The following is a 17,829-nucleotide window of genomic DNA, read 5'->3' on the forward strand; positions in this document are numbered from 1 at the left end:
TTTGTATTTGTGTACTAGTTAACTAGTGCGAGAGTAAAAAGTCAACCCCAAAACGGCATTAAAACGATAAAAATATGAGAATTGATTTACATAGTCACACCACTGCATCGGACGGTCGGTTAGAGCCTAAAGATTTAGTGGAAAGGGCGCTGAGTTTTGATATCGAGGTTTTGGCGATCACTGATCACGATACGGTTGACGGTTTGGCGTTAGCTAAGCAATACGTTCAAGATAATAATTTGCCGATAAAAATCATCAATGGCATTGAGATATCGACCGTCTGGCAAAACAAAGACATTCATATTGTCGGCCTGAATATCGATCCGGAAAATGAACAATTATCTGCCCTCATAGAACAGCAGAAGCAGCATCGCATAACACGATCTGAGTTAATTGCAGAGCGACTACAAAAAGCAACTCGAGTAGGTGTGCTTGAAGAGGTAAGGCAAATCGCCGGTGATGCTCCAGTGACAAGAGCGCATTTCGCGAAATGGTTGGTAGATAATGGTTACGCAAAAACCATGCAAATGGTGTTTAAAAAATACCTAACGCGTAATAACCCAGGTTATGTACCACCGAATTGGTGTTCGATGAAGGATGCGGTTGATGCTATCCATGCGGCTGGTGGAATGGCGGTATTAGCGCATCCTGGTAGATATAAGTTGACAGCGAAGTGGATTAAGCGTCTTCTAGCAGCGTTTGTCGAAGCGGGTGGTGATGCGATGGAAGTTGCACAGCCACAGCAAGCGCAACAAGAAAGGCGCAACTTGGCTGATTATGCTATACAATACAAACTATTAGCCTCTCAAGGCAGTGATTTTCACTACCCATCACCGTGGATGGAGCTAGGAAGGAACCTATGGTTGCCTGCTGGCGTCGAACCAGTTTGGAAAGATTGGGGAATAGATCCTTCGTTGAATAATACTCAGTAATACGAAGTCGAGAACCCATAAAAATATAGAGCCGAGAGGCTCGATAATGAGGAATTACAATGAGCCAGTTTTTTTACGTTCACCCAGAAAACCCACAGGCTCGCTTGATTAATCAAGCAGTAGCAATCATTCGTAACGGCGGCGTTGTGGTTTACCCTACTGATTCAGGGTACGCACTTGGCTGTCAGTTGGAGAACAAACAGGCACTGGAACGAATCTGTCAGATTCGTCGTCTGGATGATAAGCATAACTTTACTTTACTGTGTCGTGATTTGTCGGAGCTTTCTCTCTATGCGCGAGTGGATAACTCTGCATTCCGACTGCTGAAAAATAACACACCAGGTCCTTACACCTTCATCTTCAAAGGCACAAAAGAGGTGCCGCGTCGTTTGATGAATGCAAAACGTAAGACCATCGGTATCCGTGTTCCAGACAATCAAATTGCCTTGGACTTGTTGGAAGCATTAGGTGAGCCGATGATGTCTACGTCGTTGATTCTACCTGGCAGTGACGTAACAGAATCTGATCCAGAGGATATTCGCGATAAACTAGAACATGCGGTTGATGTGATTCTTAATGGCGGTTACCTAGGTGAACAACCTACGACTGTAATTGACTTTAGCGAAGGTGAACCTGTTGTGGTTCGTTTGGGATCTGGTGACCCTGCACCATTCGAATAGTAGACGCACACCACCGTCAAACAAAATAGGAGGCATCGCGCCTCCTATTTTAGTTGTCATATCGAATATCTCATTGAACTTAACTGATTGAGGTTAAGCGAAATCGAAAATGTCGATACCATTTTGTTCTGCATAGTTGATGTATGCAGAGCTCACACCGTTTAGTGTCACTTCAACATTGTATTCATCACTTGAGAATACTGCCCAGCCACATTCATTGTAAGATAAAGTCAGATCATCCGCTGAATCCAAGAACGTATCTCGAATGCCATCGTTATCAGTGTCTCGGCCCATATCAAAGACAAGTTTGTCATGGAAAATATTAAAATCGACAATGTCGGCTTTAACATCAATATCGTTGGAAGACACTGGCTGATCAGGTACACCAATAGCCAGGCGGTTTGTAAGCACGAAGGTGTCGTCTCCACAGCCACCGCTCAGTACCGATTCACCATCACCAACAACGAGCGTGTCGTTACCCCAGCCACCACTCAAGTAGTTGTTGCCTGAATAATCAAAAATTGTGTCGTCGCCACAGCCACCAAAGAGTTTGTCGTTTCCTAATCCGCCGGATAGGAAATCGTTTCCAAAGCCGCCAGAAACAAAGTCGTTACCTCGGCCACCAAGCAAGGTATCATCTCCCCAGCCACCGAAGACAATATCATTACCTCCGTATCCTACAAACTTATCATCACCACAGAAGCCGAAGAAAATATCGGTTGTTTCAGAGCCTTTTGTGCCTGTCATATCGTCATCTTGAGATGTCCCAAAAATCCAATTTAGGTCGAGATTTAGCATAGACATTGTTCTATTCCTTTTTGTCTGATTTATGCCAATCGCCAAGAGTGCAGAGCGAACCTAGAGAGTCAGAGTACACGATAGCATTAGTGTTATTTTTGATGTGAACTAATGACTTAAAGACAATTTTTGTCTTGTTACCCACGACCTTGTTTTGCTATGAGCGCTCATTGTCTGCGGTGATTGGTATTACTTAGCTGCAAACAGGGACGGCTTATTCTTCGTTGCTTTCTAGCAATACGAACAGTAAACACACCCCAAGTGGTTATTGTTGTAACCCTGACAATTTTATCAGGTACAGCGTGGTTAAAGTGGTTCAGGAAGACCGATATTAGTGGGATTCTCGTTAAGCAATGCCTGCATTAAGTAGTAAAAAAGTTGCAGAATAGGACAAATATTTCGGTCATTTTTGAAGTGAATTTTGGTGTGGAGAATGGCGCCGATTTAGCTTACATTAACTAAGAAAGTTACGTATAATGTCCGACCGAAAAATCCCACTGAAATGGGTAAATAGCAAAATGCAGACCAATCCTGGTCTAGACGTCTGTGAAGACGACACATAGGTAGATAAATGAGCGAAAAGTTACAAAAAGTATTAGCACGTGCTGGTCACGGTTCTCGTCGTGAGATTGAATCGTTAATTAAATCTGGTCGCGTTAGCGTGAACGGTGTAGTCGCTAAGCTTGGTGAAAGACTTGAAGACGAGAGCAGCGTAGTTCGTATCGATGGTCACATTGTCTCTGCAAAGATTCAAGAAGAAGTGATTTGTCGTGTACTTGCGTACTACAAACCTGAGGGTGAACTGTGTACTCGTCACGATCCAGAAGGTCGTCGTACTGTTTTTGATCGTCTGCCAAAAATTCGTGGCTCTCGTTGGATTTCAGTTGGTCGTCTGGATGCGAACACTTCTGGTCTTCTACTTTTCACAACGGATGGTGAACTGGCGAACCGCTTAATGCACCCAAGCCGCCAAGTTGAACGTGAATACCTAGTACGTGTGTTCGGTGAAGTAACTGAACAGAAAGTTCGTAATCTAGTGAAAGGTGTTGAACTGGAAGACGGTTTAGCTCGCTTTGAAGATGTTGTTTACGCGGGTGGTGAAGGCATGAACCACACGTTTTACGTTGTTATCAACGAAGGTCGTAACCGCGAAGTTCGTCGACTATGGGAATCGCAAGAGTGTACCGTTAGCCGTCTGAAACGTGTTCGTTACGGCGACATCTTCTTAGACAAGAAACTGCCTCGTGGCGGTTGGATGGAGCTTGACCTGAAAGAAGTAAACTACTTGCGTGAGCTTGTAGAGCTTCGTCCAGAGAAAGAAACCATGCTTGATCTGAACAAAGACAACACGTCACGCAAACGTGAGCGTGCACGCAGCCAAAAAATTCGTCGCGCAGTTAAGCGCCATGAAGAGCGTGTTAACACGCCAAAAGGTCGCAGCAACAACCCTTCTCGTCGTAAGCCGAAGAAGACTGCTGGTGACCAAGGCGCACGCAACAAGCATCGTTAATCGATAGCAAAACATCAGAAAGGCTTGCCAATTCGGCAAGCCTTTTTCTTATCTGTTACATAACAAAAGGATCTAAAGCCTATATAGAGCAGGGTGCTTTGTATAAACAAATATCTCAGCTAGACGAAAACAACAGATAAAAAATACCAGCACTAGGCTGGTATCTTTGTTCATGATGAAGAAACGTTAATCGCGTTTCCAAAGCATATGGCAGAACTTATGTTCAGGGTCTCGGCTGATTAGCATACGAGCAAATACGTCATCAAGAACGTCATTTTCCTCATTTACTAGGCCGATACGAACCTCTGCATATACTTCTTTGTCGATCTCGAAGCCAACATGTTCAACCCAGTCATCACCAGTTTCAACAAGTTCTGCGGCACCACGATCTTCAAATTGCGCAGTAAACAGAATCACGTCAGCAGGCTCTAGGTTATCTGGAGCCATCTCAAGGAAAATGTCGTACGCTGCGTCGATGACGTCGTCGTAAGAAATCAAATCAGACATGCTTATGCTCGGCTCATGTATTTACGTTCAGCTGTGTTAATGATAACACGGTCACCAGTTGCAATGTACTCAGGAACCTGGATGACAAGACCTGAAGCGAAGCGTGCTGGTTTAGTACGAGCAGATGCAGAAGCACCTTTGATTGAAGGGTCAGTTTCTTCAATCACTAGCTCAACAGAAGATGGTAGTTCAATACCCACTGCAGCACCGTTAACAAGGATAATGTGGATACCTTGTGTATCTTCGTTGATGAACAGCATGTCGTCTTCAACTTCATTGTGCTTGAATGTGTATTGTGAGTAGTCTTCGTTATCCATGAAGATGTGCTCATCGCCGTCAGCGTATGAGTACACAACTGCACGTTTGTTCATTTCTACCGTTTCAACAACGTCATCAGACTTGTAACGCTCATCTACACGTGCGCCCGTGTTTAGATCTGTACAACGCATTTTGTAGATTTTAGCGCCGCCACGACCGCCAGGAGTCGTTACTTCGATGTCTTTAACTAGAAGAGTTTTACCATTAGACTCGATTGCGAAGCCTTTTTTGATTTCACTTGCCTTTGGCATTGTATATTCCTATTCATACTTATTAAGCAAAACTCGGTGATTATAGCGCTAAGTTAGCCGCCTAGCATTAAAATTCATTGCAGAAATTTGTTGTTATTCCCATGACTAAACACCTGAATGGACTTGATTCGGTGAGTCGGCTAAGAGAACATATAGCCCAACTTCTTGAACCATCTGAGAACACGTTTTAAGTCATGTCTCTGCCTGTTATCGATCCTAAACAACCATTTCAACCAGAGTTTGCGCCTTTAATTAGGGAAGTCACCGCTTGTCTCAAAGGTGGATTGGGGCAAAACTTACACAGCGTTTATGTATACGGTAGTGTTGCTCGTAAAACAGCGATCGTTGGGAAGTCGAACTTAGACCTGGTTGTCGTTACTCAATCATCCTTTGAGCACAATCGCGCGACTTTGCTCAACACAATTAAGTGGCGTGCGCAGCAGAGTTACCCTCACGTTAATGGTGTATCGGTCCGTACAGCCTTAGTGAGTGAAGTGGCTAATTTAGACAGTATTTTCACTTGGGGCTTTATGCTTAAGCATTGCTGTGTCTGTGTTTATGGTGATGATCTAGCAGACTGTTTTGGTGATTACGTCCCCAGTTGGGAAATTGCTAAGCACTGGAATATGGATGTGGAAGATTGGATTACGGTGTATCGCAAAAAAATCGTACAAGCGAAGGCGATAGAAGAGCAGGTGGCCGCCCAGCGCGTGATTGCTAAAAAGTTACTAAGAGCGTCATACTCTTTGGTGATGTATCGAGATAAACGTTGGTTTGATGACCCTATACAATGTGGCAAGGTATTCTTAACTTATCATCCTGAAAAGCAGCTTGAGATCGAGCGGCTAGAAATTTTACTTTCTGGCCGGGGGATTCCCAAGCGTTCTGTTATCGGGCTAATTGATGCGTTTGGTGATTGGTTAGTCAAACAGTACCAGAAAACAGAGTTTCGTATCGGCTAAAACAACCCCATTTGTGGCGCTGAAAGCCTGTCAAAGTCCGTCCCAATGAAAGGGAGAATCGCATCCGCAACGGGTTTGAGTTGTTTATCAATGTAATGTTGATAATCAATCGGGCTATTGAGGTACTCATAAGGTTCAGGGCCGTTCACGGTAATAATGTATTCAATTCGCCCTTTGTTTTGATACTGTAATGGGCGGCCAAGCTTGGCATTTATCTCATCCGCTAAACGAGCTGCACGCACTTGTGGCGGGACGTTCTTCTGATACTCATGCAGTTTTCTGCGCAGTCGCTTTTGATACACCAACTGTTCATCAAATTCACCGTTATTAGTTTTCTCAACCATCTCTCGGACATAGTCGCTTGGATCTTCACCATGGAAAATCATGCTATAGAGTGTATTTTGAAATTTCTGTGCTAACGAGGTCCAGTCAGTACGGGCACTTTCTAACCCTTTAAATACAATCCGTTCTTGCTCTCCTTCACCGATTAAACCCGCATAGCGCTTTTTCGAGCCAGTTTCTGCGCCACGAATCGTTGGCATAAGGAATCTGCGATAATGGGTTTCATACTCGATTTCCAACATAGATGTTAGGTTGTACTCAGAACGCAGGTGTTTTTGCCACCAAGAGTTGATGTAATCAACTAATTGATTTCCAACAGCGTCAGCTTCTACTTGACTGTATGGTCGATTCAACGACACGAATGTGGAATCCGTATCGCCGTAAATCACTTGATATCCTTGCTCCTCAATCAGCACCTTAGTTTGCTTCATGATTTCATGTCCGCGCATGGTAATACTAGAAGCTAACCGAGTATCAAAGAAACGACATCCCGATGAGCCCAGTACGCCATAAAAGGAGTTCATGATGATTTTGATTGCCTGAGAAAAAGCTTTTTCATTGTTCTTCTTTGCAACATCACGTGCTGCCCAAAGCTTTTCAATCATTTCTGGTAAAAAGTGTTTCGTACGATGGAACTGCCCACCGCGAAAGCCAGGTACAGCCTGATTTTCTTCTTTTCCAATATCGAGCAATAACCCCTCAACTAAACCCATAGGATCAATCAAGAAAGAGCGAATAATCGATGGATATAGACTCTTAAAATCCAATACTAAAACAGAATCATATAGGTTAGGGATGGAGTCCATCACGTAACCGCCGGGGCTGGCAATCCAATTTTCAGGGTGTAGGTTCGGAGCAACGTAGCCTGCTCGGTGTATCTGAGGCATGTATAGGTTTGTGAATGCTGCAACCGAACCGCCGACACGATCCAGTTCGACACCAGTGAGACGAGAGCGCTCTATTGCAAAGTCTAGCAGGTGAGTCTGATTGAAAATCTTATTCACTAACACGCAGTCTTGTAAATTATATTTAGCCAGCGATGGTTTGTCGGAGCGGTACATACGATTGATCTCATCCATGCGGTCATGAACGTTGTGGATTTCTTTCCCTTCCCCTAAGAGTTCTTGAGATACAGACTCTAATGACCAAGACCGAAAGTGATAAGTCGCCGTTTTTAACGTATCGATACCGTCCATTACAACTCGCCCTGGAATGGAAATAAACCCTTGTTGGCTTTGAGATGAACTTCTGAAAAAGCTGGCTTGGTCTGCTCTACCAAGCATTAGCTTCATGTTGTGCCATTCTGCTCGTTTGTGTAGCAGACGAAAGTCAAAATCAATGACGTTCCAACCGACAATGACATCGGGGTCGAATTGTTTAAACCAAACGATGAGTGCTTCTAGAAGCGCTTTTTCATCCTTAACCCATTGTATCGGTGTCTCCGAAGGTTCTGGTTCTCCGATCATTATAACGCGGGAATCCATGACGCTGTCTAATCCGATTGAGTAAAGAATGCCTTTCTCAGAGCATTCTAGATCTAACGAGACAACGTTTAACTTCGGCTCATATTGCCCCGCACGGCATTTTGCGCTCTGGACGTGTTGGTAGCCATTGGTGCGAGTCACATTGCCTGTAAACTCGATACTGCCTTTGATAAAACGTTCCATTAGGTAGCGATCGGCGAGGCGAATATCACTTTCATACGTAGTGATATCTTTTTGAGCGAATGTGTCTTTGAGTGCGAGAGCGTCTCTGGTTACATTGGTATAGCAGGCAGCAAGAGGCGTATGTTCAAACGTTTTGAGATCCAAAAGGCGGATGTCGACGAATATGTTTTTTTCTCGTGCGAGTGTCTTTGCTTGCTCTGAGTGTTTCTGAGCGATGAAAAATACTGGCTTCTCACCATTAATAAGTAACTGAGTAGGGCCTGCTTCTGTCGAAAGCCACAGCTCGATTTGAGTTTGACCTTTGATGTCTCGTGTATGTCGAGTTAGCAGGAAGCCTTGTTGAATATTCAAATGTGAGAAACCTTAGAAAACTTGAAGAACGTTAGTTTAACACTAAGAACTGTAAAAATAACCAGTAAAGAAAGCGTCTCAAATTTTTGCTGGAATTAGTGATTACAAGTTAGTCTTTGGTGCAAGAGGGACAGTGTCATTTTAAGTTATAGCGTGTTTCTCTGGGCAATATGAAACCTAGTTACTTGATTTATTGTACTTAATGTTGTTAATTGTCTTTTCTTAGATTTCGGTTCTGCTCATCACGCTCTAAAATAATAGAGTGGTTTATGAATAAGTTCTTGCTAAAGTTTGCGTTTCAGCACATATTCATAGAAAGCAATTTTTTGTCGATTACGTTAGTATATAGGCAGTCATACTGATATCCACATTTAACAAATAATGGTTATGTGGGTGCAGAACCAATACAAAGTGTGGAGATACAAGTTTGATAAATGTTTTCCTTGTAGATGATCACGAGCTGGTTCGCACAGGGATACGACGTATTATTGAAGACGTCCGTGGAATGAACGTAGCAGGAGAAGCTGACAGCGGTGAAGATGCAGTAAAATGGTGTCGCAGTAATCATGCTGACGTCGTTTTAATGGACATGAACATGCCAGGAATTGGCGGCTTGGAAGCCACTAAAAAAATTCTTCGCGTGAATCCTGATGTGAAAATCATCGTACTTACCGTTCATACAGAAAACCCGTTTCCAACCAAGGTGATGCAGGCAGGTGCGTCTGGTTATTTAACCAAAGGTGCTGGCCCTGACGAAATGGTGAATGCGATTCGTGTAGTTAATAGTGGGCAGCGTTACATCTCGCCAGAGATTGCGCAGCAGATGGCATTGAGTCAATTTTCTCCAGCCTCTGAGAACCCTTTTAAAGACTTATCCGAGCGTGAATTGCAGATCATGCTTATGATCACCAAAGGCCAAAAGGTAACGGATATTTCTGAGCAACTTAATTTAAGTCCAAAGACAGTCAACAGCTATCGCTACCGACTCTTTAGTAAATTGGACATTAATGGTGACGTTGAGTTAACTCACTTAGCGATTCGCCACGGAATGCTGGACACCGAGACCCTTTAGCGTGAATCCTCCTTTCGATTCGGCTTCCTTTCTCAAGACAGTAACTCATCAGCCCGGCGTTTACAGAATGTACAACGCCGAAGCTGTTGTAATCTACGTAGGTAAAGCCAAAGACCTTAAAAAGCGCCTTTCAAGCTACTTTCGAAAAAAAGTAGACAGTGAGAAAACTCGCGCGCTTGTCAGTAATATCGCCAAAATAGACGTCACGGTGACTCATACTGAGACAGAAGCGCTGATCTTAGAGCATAACTACATCAAGCAGTATTTACCGAAATACAATGTGTTGCTGCGAGATGATAAGTCTTACCCTTATATCTTTATTAGCGGTCATAAGCACCCACGGCTTTCTATCCACCGTGGCGCCAAGAAGCGCAAAGGTGAATATTTTGGCCCCTACCCAGATTCTGGTGCAGTAAGAGAAACATTGCATTTGCTGCAAAAGATATTTCCTGTGCGCCAGTGTGAAGACACTGTCTATTCCAACCGAACGCGCCCATGTTTGATGTACCAAATTGGTCGTTGTGCAGGACCATGCGTTAATACCATCATTTCTGATGAAGAATATGCAGAGTTGGTTGGCTTTGTGCGCATGTTTTTGCAAGGCAAAGATCAGCAAGTACTCAAACAGTTGATTGAGAAAATGGAAGATGCCAGTCAGCAATTGCGCTTTGAAGATGCCGCTAAATTTCGCGATCAAATCCAAGCGATTAGGCGTGTTCAAGAGCAGCAGTACGTCTCAGAAGACAGCATGGATGATATGGATGTACTCGGGTTTGCTCAGGAGAATGGTATCGCGTGTATCCATATCCTGATGATACGCCAAGGCAAAGTGCTTGGTAGCCGTAGCCATTTTCCGAAAATCCCACAAAATACAAGCCAGCAGGAAGTGTTCGATAGTTTTCTGACTCAATACTATTTGAGCCATAACGAAGCACGTACAATTCCTTCTCGTATTATTTTGAATCAAGAGTTGGCAGAAGATATTGCGCCAATACAGAAAGCGTTAAGTGAAGTGGCAGGCCGTAAGGTTCATTTTCATACGTCGCCAACTGGCTCTCGAGCAAGGTATCTCAAGCTTTCGAACACGAATGCACTAACGGCGATTACCACCAAAATCAATCACAAGATGACGATTAATCAGCGTTTTCATGCGCTTCGCGAAACATTGAAGTTGGAGTCTATAGCTCGAATGGAATGTTTTGATATCTCCCATACGATGGGGGAAAGCACGATTGCGTCATGTGTGGTGTTCAACAACGAAGGCCCCGTAAAGCAAGAGTATCGTCGCTACAACATTACTGGGATTACCGGTGGTGATGATTACGCAGCAATGGGACAAGCGTTGGAGCGCCGTTATTCGAAGCAATTGGACGTAGAGAAAATTCCCGACATCATCTTTATCGATGGCGGTAAAGGTCAGTTAAATCGTGCGCATGACATCATTTCGCAGTACTGGGGGGATTGGCCAAAGCGTCCTATCATGATTGGTATTGCAAAAGGCGTTACTCGCAAACCAGGTTTAGAAACGCTGATTACAGTCGATGGGGACGAGTTTCATTTACCAAGCGATGCTCCTGCGCTGCATCTTATCCAACATATTCGTGATGAAAGCCATAACCATGCTATAGCGGGGCACCGTGCTAAGCGAGGTAAAACCAGACGTACGAGTGCACTCGAAGGGATTGAGGGAATCGGCCCTAAACGACGTCAGGCGTTACTCAAGTACATGGGTGGGTTACAAGAACTTAAACGTGCAAGTGTCGAAGAAATCGCCAAAGTACCGGGAATAAGTCACTCTTTAGCAGAAATTATTTTCCAAGCATTGAAACAATAAGGAAAATCGCGCAACATTAAGCCGCAATGTGTAAGAGAATAATAAAATGCGTTTGAATATCCCGAACATTCTGTCTCTTCTTAGACTGTTCCTAATCCCTGTTTTTGTGGTTGTCTTTTATCTACCTTATTCATGGGCACCGTTTGCAGCAGCAATGGTGTTTTGGGTAGCGGGTTTTACTGACTGGCTTGACGGCATGTTGGCCCGTAAACTTGGCCAAACTTCTCGTTTTGGCGCGTTTATTGATCCTGTCGCTGATAAAGTGCTAGTGGCAACGGCATTGATTCTAATCACGGAACATTATCATTCAATTTGGGTGACCATTCCTGCGGTAACGATGATTGCGCGAGAAATCATTATCTCAGCATTGCGAGAATGGATGGCTGAAATCGGTAAGCGAGCAAGTGTTGCGGTATCTTGGGTTGGCAAAGTAAAAACTGTTTCGCAAATGTTCGCCTTATGGGTATTGATATGGCGTTACGATGAATGGATGGTTTGGCTAGGCTTTGCGGCCTTGTATGTGGCAACTTTCTTGACATATTGGTCAATGATTCAATATTTGGCTGCTGCGAAAGACGATCTGTTGAATGAAGAGCACCATTAAATTCTGATGTTAGAAAGCAGGCTTAATAGCCTGCTTTTTTGTATCTAAGACAATCTACAGCATTTTTTGGCTTCTCTCGCTTTTCAATGCTTGCTAACGGCCATGTTTGCAATTTGTATCTGGGGCTTTTGCTTCGATAGAGTTCTATTTGTGATCTAAGTCTTGTTTTTGTCCTTGGAGAGTCTTAGAGAGGCGAGTCTTCTGATTATTAATACTTCAATGCACGCAACGCACGGCCAGCAGTGTAAGGCGTAGCCAAAGTTTTATGATAAACAAGTGTATTTAAGCGATTTTTAGTATTAAAACTAAGCAATCCATCGTCTTTCGCACAAATTCTAGTCAAACGATTTAAAAAAATAAAAATAGTGTTGACTCGATCGCTCGAATCCGTAGAATGCATCCCGTACCCAAGAGAGCACGGCTCGAAAGGGTGGTGAAAAAGCTTAGTTTTATTCACAAATGAGGCGCCTTGGCAGAGTGGCTATGCAGCGGATTGCAAATCCGTGGACCTCGGTTCGACTCCGGGAGGCGCCTCCATTATTCTTTTGAGATCGAATGGCTTTCGAGAATAAATGCGACACTAGCTCAGTTGGTAGAGCGCAACCTTGCCAAGGTTGAGGTCACGAGTTCGAACCTCGTGTGTCGCTCCAAGTTTTATTGATATGGCATTAGCGGTATCAGATGGTGTTTTACTTTTCTGTAAAGGCATCACAAAGAATATTTGTGTGCCCTGGTGGTGGAATTGGTAGACACAAGGGATTTAAAATCCCTCGACGTTCGCGTTGTGCCGGTTCAAGTCCGGCCCGGGGCACCATCTCATATTAAATGCGACACTAGCTCAGTTGGTAGAGCGCAACCTTGCCAAGGTTGAGGTCACGAGTTCGAACCTCGTGTGTCGCTCCAGATTTAAGGCCTAACATGAAAATGTTAGGCCTTTTTCGTATTTTTTGAAAATCTCAAACTTCTTTTCTGTCACAGACTTCGTTAAGTAACGAACCCTTTGTCTCATTGACTCAAGTGATTGTTCATTCTGCCATTGCAAAGCATCTTAGCCATTCCTACTAGTCTATGTTTAAACCATCACTTGTGGAGAATAACCACTCTTGATCCAGGCAAAGCTGTGACGAGAATGCTATCTTTTTAAATGTTCCGGATATAGAAAGGAATGTTTTACGATTAAGCAGCACAACCTTAAACCTCTGTTGGATGAGGTGATGATATCTCAAGAATATTTGTTTAAATAACAGCTGTTTGAGAGAAGCAGAAAAGCATAGCTCATGAATATGAACATGCGAGTTGCGATGGGGTATGTTTTGTTGTGATTTACATCACTGTTACTAATATGAAAAATCGTTGCCAGAAGATTTTATTTTGTGATAAATTCGCGCGCAATCTCGGAGCGTAATTAACAACGTTTGATCTCTGGGGGATACGCGTAGTGACCATTCAAGCTGATTGTGACACTGCGTAGGGTAGGTATCGGCAAAGCCTTTTGTCGATAGACGGGATACTAATGCTGTAAACGCGGCATATTAATGGGAAACCCAACATTGAAACCTTTGAATAAACACACACTAATCAGCTTCATACTGCCGAAATGTCCTGTTTTACAAAACGGGTGCATTACAGAACCTTGATTAATCCCTTTTACATATAAAGCCGCGCGTATCGTGGCGGATGATCTGTATTTGTCATTTATGCACTGACAAATGCGGAGGGGTATTCACACCTCCTGTAATTTCATTCTAATGATTATTAATACAGGATACAGAATTATTATAATTCAAGGGATTATGTAGTATGAGCACTGCCTTTGAAGTCGATAGCAATATCGCAAACATTTTTTCGTCTCAGGTTCCTATCGTTGAGGGAACTTATGACTTAACGCCAGATCAAGTATTGATTGATCAGGCTGAGCATGAATCTGAAGTACGTTCTTATCCACGTCGTTTGCCGATCGCAATTAAACAAGCCTTTGGGTGCTTGGTTGAAGATACGCGTGGACAGATCTTTCTAGACTGCCTTGCGGGGGCAGGCACTCTAGCTTTGGGGTATAACCATCCTGAAATAAACCAAGCTCTGAAAGAGCAATTAGATTCAGGACTGCCATATCAGACGCTAGATATTGCAACATCAGCAAAAACGACGTTTATTCAATCCGTTAAGTCTTTTCTTCCTCAAGAGTTAAGCGAGAACAGCGTTATCCAATTTTGTGGCCCGTCTGGAGCTGATGCGGTTGAAGCTGCGATCAAGCTAGCGAAACAAACGACAGGTCGTAATACCATGTTTGCTTTCCGTGGTGCATACCACGGTATGACAAACGGTACGATGGGCATGATGGGTAACTTAGGCACCAAAGCTCGTCGAACTGGTTTGATGTCGGATGTGCACTTTATGCCTTTCCCATACAACCTGCGTTGTCCTTTTGGGCTTGGCGGTGATGAAGGTGCTAAAGCAAGTATCCGCTATATCGATCGTCTTTTAAACGATGATGAGTCAGGCATTATGAAGCCTGCCGCGATTATCTTGGAGCCAGTGCAAGGTGAGGGTGGTGTTGTTCCTGCGCCAGCATTCTGGCTACGAGAGTTACGTCGTATTTGTGATGAACACGGTATCTTACTGATCTTCGATGAGATCCAGTGTGGTGTTGGTAAAACTGGCTACAATTTCGCGTTCGAAGAGTCGGGCATTGTTCCAGATATTCTGTGTTTATCAAAAGCAATTGGTGGTGGTTTACCAATGTCGCTATTGGTTATCAACAAGCAACATGATACATGGAAGCCGGGCGAGCACACAGGTACATTTCGTGGTAACCAGCTAGCTATGGTCTCTGGTGCGAAAGCATTAGAAATTATCCAGCGTGATAACCTTGTTGAGCATGCCAATGTTGCGGGTCAGTACCTGCGCTACGGCCTTGAAAGTATTCAAAAGCGTGTGAACTGTATCGCAGAGGTTCGTGGCAAAGGTTTGATGCTAGGCGTGGAGATTAAAACTCCAAACGGTGAGCTCAATAAATTTGGTGAACCTCAAGCGGATAGTGAACTCACACTTTCTATTCAACGCGCAGCACTCGAGCGTGGCTTGATCGTTGAGAAAGGTGGACGCGAAGGCGCAGTAATTCGTTTCCTTCCTCCTCTTATCATCTCGTTTGAGCAAATCGACTTTGCTTTACGTGTATTTGAAGACGCGATTTTAGCCGCTGGCGGTAGTCACATCGAAACTCAGCCACAAGATGAATGGAAGAAGCATTTCATCCACACTGGAGAGATGGGCAGCAATGAATTTGCTTCGGTGATGAATCACACTACTACGGCAATGAAGTCAGTGTTTGAACAAGTGACTGCACCGTATTCAGGTATGGATCCAAAAGCATTGGAAGCAGCGATTCACGACGTTGATCTTGATAATGGAAATGCGCCTCTTAAATCCGTTATCGACGATGCTGCTGATCTGGTCGCGAAAAACGCAATTTTTACTCAACATCCAGATTGTATTGCTCACCTGCATACTCCACCGTTGATGCCAGCGATTGCGGCAGAGGCAATGATTGCGGCTTTGAACCAGTCGATGGACTCATGGGATCAAGCTTCATCAGCGACTTATGTTGAACAGAAAGTTGTGAACTGGCTATGCGATAAATATGAGTTAGGTGAAAAAGCGGACGGTATCTTCACGAGCGGCGGCACGCAAAGTAACCAAATGGGTTTGATGCTTGCGCGAGATTGGATTGCTGACAAACTCAGTGCACACTCAATTCAAAAGCTTGGCCTTCCTGAATACGCAGACAAGCTACGTATTGTATGTTCGAAAAAATCCCACTTCACGGTTCAAAAATCAGCGTCTTGGATGGGATTGGGTGAAAAAGCGGTCATGACCGTCGATGCTAATGCCGATGGAACGATGGATGTCACTAAGTTAGACGAAGTTCTCAATCAGGCCAAAGCAGAAGGTTTGATCCCATTTGCCATTGTTGGCACCGCGGGTACAACGGATCACGGTGCTATTGATGACTTAGACTTTATCGCCGATATCGCAGCGAAACATGACATGTGGATGCACGTCGACGGTGCATACGGTGGAGCTCTGATTCTAAGTAGCCAAAAAGCGCGTCTGAAAGGTTGTGAGCGTGCACATTCCATCAGCGTAGACTTCCATAAGCTGTTTTACCAAACCATCAGTTGTGGTGCGCTATTGGTAAATGACAAGTCTAACTTTAAATTCCTGCTTCACCATGCAGACTATTTGAACCGCGAACACGACGAACTACCGAACTTGGTGGATAAGTCTATTGCGACAACTAAGCGTTTTGATGCGCTCAAAGTGTTTATGACGATGCAAAGCGTAGGGCCAAAAGCCCTAGGCGATATGTATGATCATTTGCTTGAACAGACGCTTGAAGTGGCGGACATGATTCGAGATAACAAACACTTTGAGTTGTTGGCTGAACCATCACTATCTACGGTTCTGTTCCGCGCGACACATGAATCAGCGGATCTTGATGAACTGAACAAAACGTTGCGCTTAGAAGCGTTAACACGCGGTATCGCGGTATTGGGTGAAACCATTGTCGACGATAAAACTGCATTGAAATTTACGATTTTGAACCCGTGTCTGACGACGGCGGACTTTGAATCTTTGCTCTCAAAAATCAATACGCTAGCGGCAGAGCTAGTTTAACAAAGGTAACGGAAAACTATGGCAATTCTACAGATTGGTGCAGGCGGCGTTGGCTGGGTAGTTGCACATAAAGCAGCACAAAACAACGACGTTCTGGGTGATATCACAATCGCATCACGTACCGTAGGTAAGTGTGAGAAAATCATCGAATCGATTCAGAAGAAAAACAATCTGAAAGATTCAACTAAGAAATTAGAAGCGCGAGCGGTAAACGCGGACGACGTAGATTCTTTAGTTGCTTTAATTAAAGAAGTACAACCTGACTTAGTGATCAACGCAGGTCCTCCTTGGGTGAACATGTCTATTATGGAAGCATGTTACCAAGCTAAAGTGTCATACCTTGATACATCTGTTGCGGTTGATTTGTGCTCTGAAGGCCAACAAGTACCTCAAGCTTACGATTGGCAGTGGGGTTACCGTGAGAAGTTTGAAGAAGCGGGCATTACAGGTATTCTTGGTGCTGGTTTCGATCCGGGCGTAGTATCGGTGTTTGCCGCATACGCAGTGAAGCATCTGTTCGATGAAATCGATACTATCGACGTAATGGATGTAAACGCAGGCGACCACGGTAAGAAGTTCGCAACTAACTTTGATCCAGAAACGAACATGCTTGAGATTCAAGGCGATTCGTTCTACTGGGAAAACGGCGAGTGGAAACAAGTACCTTGTCACTCACGTATGCTTGAGTTTGAATTCCCGAATTGTGGTTCACACAAAGTGTACTCAATGGCGCACGACGAAGTTCGATCTATGCAAGAGTTCATCCCGGCGAAACGCATCGAATTCTGGATGGGCTTTGGTGACCGTTACCTAAACTACTTCAATGTGATGCGCGACATCGGTCTACTCAGCCCAGATCCACTAACGCTTCACGACGGTACGGTTGTTCAACCTTTGCACGTGCTAAAAGCACTACTACCAGATCCAACATCTCTCGCACCAGGCTACACTGGCCTAACGTGTATCGGTACTTGGGTTCAAGGTAAGAAAGATGGCAAAGAGCGCAGTGTATTTATTTACAACAACGCTGATCACGAAGTCGCATACGAAGATGTTGAACACCAAGCTATCTCATATACCACTGGCGTACCAGCGATCACTGCGGCTTTGCAGTTCTTCCGTGGCAAGTGGGCAGACAAAGGCGTGTTCAACATGGAACAACTAGATCCAGACCCATTCCTAGAAACCATGCCATCTATTGGTCTAGATTGGCATGTTCAAGAACTGGAGCCAGGGCAACCTGTTATCCATAAATTGAAGTAAGAATTTAGCGACTCTTATTTGTACGTTTAAGCCGATGCACTTGCGTCGGCTTTGTTCGATT

General features: G+C 44.2%; 13 protein-coding genes and 4 tRNA genes. 13 read left to right on the top strand and 4 right to left on the bottom strand.

From position 1 onward, the window contains the following. Positions 1-74: 74 nt before the first annotated feature. Both rnm and R7Q46_RS10910 read left to right on the top strand, forming a co-directional pair. Positions 75-932 carry an RNase RNM gene (gene rnm, locus R7Q46_RS10905; protein WP_005386777.1) on the top strand — a complete coding sequence of 286 codons (858 nt, stop codon included), beginning with the start codon at positions 75-77 and terminating at the stop codon, positions 930-932. A 59-nt stretch (positions 933-991) separates the two neighbouring features. Then, the gene (locus R7Q46_RS10910; RefSeq protein ID WP_005376791.1) at positions 992-1,612 is read left to right on the top strand and encodes an L-threonylcarbamoyladenylate synthase; all 621 of its coding nucleotides are present in this window, start codon (positions 992-994) and stop codon (positions 1,610-1,612) included. Between the two features lie 93 nt (positions 1,613-1,705). Here the strand turns inward: R7Q46_RS10910 and R7Q46_RS10915 are convergent, their stop codons facing one another. Then, positions 1,706-2,416 (bottom strand): calcium-binding protein, encoded by a 711-nt coding sequence (locus R7Q46_RS10915; protein ID WP_005376796.1) that lies wholly within the window; start codon positions 2,414-2,416, stop codon positions 1,706-1,708. A 565-nt stretch (positions 2,417-2,981) separates the two neighbouring features. Between R7Q46_RS10915 and rluB the strand changes: the two genes are divergently transcribed. After that, a complete protein-coding gene (rluB, locus tag R7Q46_RS10920; RefSeq protein WP_005376798.1) occupies positions 2,982-3,920 on the top strand; it encodes a 23S rRNA pseudouridine(2605) synthase RluB in 939 nt (312 codons plus the stop codon). Between the two features lie 186 nt (positions 3,921-4,106). On the opposite strand, the gene R7Q46_RS10925 is transcribed toward rluB, so the two are convergent. Together R7Q46_RS10925 and yeiP are read right to left on the bottom strand one after the other, a co-directional pair. Further along, the gene (locus tag R7Q46_RS10925; protein WP_005376800.1) at positions 4,107-4,427 is read right to left on the bottom strand and encodes an HI1450 family dsDNA-mimic protein; all 321 of its coding nucleotides are present in this window, start codon (positions 4,425-4,427) and stop codon (positions 4,107-4,109) included. Between the two features lie 2 nt (positions 4,428-4,429). Next, complete coding sequence (gene yeiP, locus R7Q46_RS10930) at positions 4,430-4,996, bottom strand: elongation factor P-like protein YeiP (RefSeq protein ID WP_005376801.1); 567 nt, start codon at positions 4,994-4,996, stop codon at positions 4,430-4,432. A 194-nt stretch (positions 4,997-5,190) separates the two neighbouring features. Here yeiP and R7Q46_RS10935 point away from each other — a divergent pair, with 194 nt between their 5' ends. Continuing rightward, a complete protein-coding gene (locus R7Q46_RS10935) occupies positions 5,191-5,958 on the top strand; it encodes a nucleotidyltransferase domain-containing protein (protein WP_213871699.1) in 768 nt (255 codons plus the stop codon). On the opposite strand, the gene R7Q46_RS10940 is transcribed toward R7Q46_RS10935, so the two are convergent. Beyond that, positions 5,955-8,318, bottom strand: a complete 2,364-nt coding sequence (locus tag R7Q46_RS10940) for a DNA polymerase II (protein WP_262647517.1) — start codon at positions 8,316-8,318, stop codon at positions 5,955-5,957. The genes R7Q46_RS10935 and R7Q46_RS10940 overlap by 4 nt on opposite strands. Positions 8,319-8,745: 427 nt before the next feature. Between R7Q46_RS10940 and uvrY the strand changes: the two genes are divergently transcribed. The 9 genes from uvrY (at position 8,746) to R7Q46_RS10985 (ending at position 17,768) form a co-directional block, all read left to right on the top strand. After that, positions 8,746-9,390, top strand: coding sequence for a UvrY/SirA/GacA family response regulator transcription factor (uvrY, locus tag R7Q46_RS10945; protein WP_005386783.1), 645 nt, complete (start codon positions 8,746-8,748; stop codon positions 9,388-9,390). Position 9,391: 1 nt separating this feature from the next. Then, on the top strand, positions 9,392-11,224 hold the full coding sequence (gene uvrC, locus R7Q46_RS10950) for an excinuclease ABC subunit UvrC (RefSeq protein ID WP_203345909.1): 1,833 nt from the start codon (positions 9,392-9,394) through the stop codon (positions 11,222-11,224). A gap of 46 nt (positions 11,225-11,270) precedes the next feature. Beyond that, the gene (gene pgsA, locus R7Q46_RS10955) at positions 11,271-11,828 is read left to right on the top strand and encodes a CDP-diacylglycerol--glycerol-3-phosphate 3-phosphatidyltransferase (protein WP_005394805.1); all 558 of its coding nucleotides are present in this window, start codon (positions 11,271-11,273) and stop codon (positions 11,826-11,828) included. Positions 11,829-12,291: 463 nt separating this feature from the next. Continuing rightward, positions 12,292-12,365: transfer RNA gene (locus tag R7Q46_RS10960), tRNA-Cys, on the top strand. 37 nt (positions 12,366-12,402) lie between these two features. Continuing rightward, a tRNA-Gly gene (locus R7Q46_RS10965) sits at positions 12,403-12,478 on the top strand. Between the two features lie 77 nt (positions 12,479-12,555). Further along, positions 12,556-12,642, top strand: a tRNA-Leu gene (locus R7Q46_RS10970). Between the two features lie 13 nt (positions 12,643-12,655). Next, a tRNA-Gly gene (locus R7Q46_RS10975) sits at positions 12,656-12,731 on the top strand. An 897-nt stretch (positions 12,732-13,628) separates the two neighbouring features. Continuing rightward, positions 13,629-16,505, top strand: a complete 2,877-nt coding sequence (locus tag R7Q46_RS10980) for a pyridoxal phosphate-dependent class III aminotransferase (protein WP_213871697.1) — start codon at positions 13,629-13,631, stop codon at positions 16,503-16,505. 18 nt (positions 16,506-16,523) lie between these two features. Then, positions 16,524-17,768 carry a carboxynorspermidine synthase gene (locus tag R7Q46_RS10985; protein WP_012841628.1) on the top strand — a complete coding sequence of 415 codons (1,245 nt, stop codon included), beginning with the start codon at positions 16,524-16,526 and terminating at the stop codon, positions 17,766-17,768. The last annotated feature ends 61 nt before the right edge of the window (positions 17,769-17,829 follow it).

Source organism: Vibrio sp. 811 (genome assembly GCF_033339195.1).

Excerpts from the sequence above, each read along its gene's own strand:
- rnm (WP_005386777.1), top strand. The coding sequence starts at position 75 with ATGAGAATTGATTTACATAGTCACACCACTGCATCGGACGGTCGGTTA.
- R7Q46_RS10910 (WP_005376791.1), top strand. The coding sequence starts at position 992 with ATGAGCCAGTTTTTTTACGTTCACCCAGAAAACCCACAGGCTCGCTTG.
- R7Q46_RS10915 (WP_005376796.1), bottom strand. The coding sequence starts at position 2,416 with ATGTCTATGCTAAATCTCGACCTAAATTGGATTTTTGGGACATCTCAA.
- rluB (WP_005376798.1), top strand. The coding sequence starts at position 2,982 with ATGAGCGAAAAGTTACAAAAAGTATTAGCACGTGCTGGTCACGGTTCT.
- R7Q46_RS10925 (WP_005376800.1), bottom strand. The coding sequence starts at position 4,427 with ATGTCTGATTTGATTTCTTACGACGACGTCATCGACGCAGCGTACGAC.
- yeiP (WP_005376801.1), bottom strand. The coding sequence starts at position 4,996 with ATGCCAAAGGCAAGTGAAATCAAAAAAGGCTTCGCAATCGAGTCTAAT.
- R7Q46_RS10935 (WP_213871699.1), top strand. The coding sequence starts at position 5,191 with ATGTCTCTGCCTGTTATCGATCCTAAACAACCATTTCAACCAGAGTTT.
- pgsA (WP_005394805.1), top strand. The coding sequence starts at position 11,271 with ATGCGTTTGAATATCCCGAACATTCTGTCTCTTCTTAGACTGTTCCTA.
- R7Q46_RS10980 (WP_213871697.1), top strand. The coding sequence starts at position 13,629 with ATGAGCACTGCCTTTGAAGTCGATAGCAATATCGCAAACATTTTTTCG.
- R7Q46_RS10985 (WP_012841628.1), top strand. The coding sequence starts at position 16,524 with ATGGCAATTCTACAGATTGGTGCAGGCGGCGTTGGCTGGGTAGTTGCA.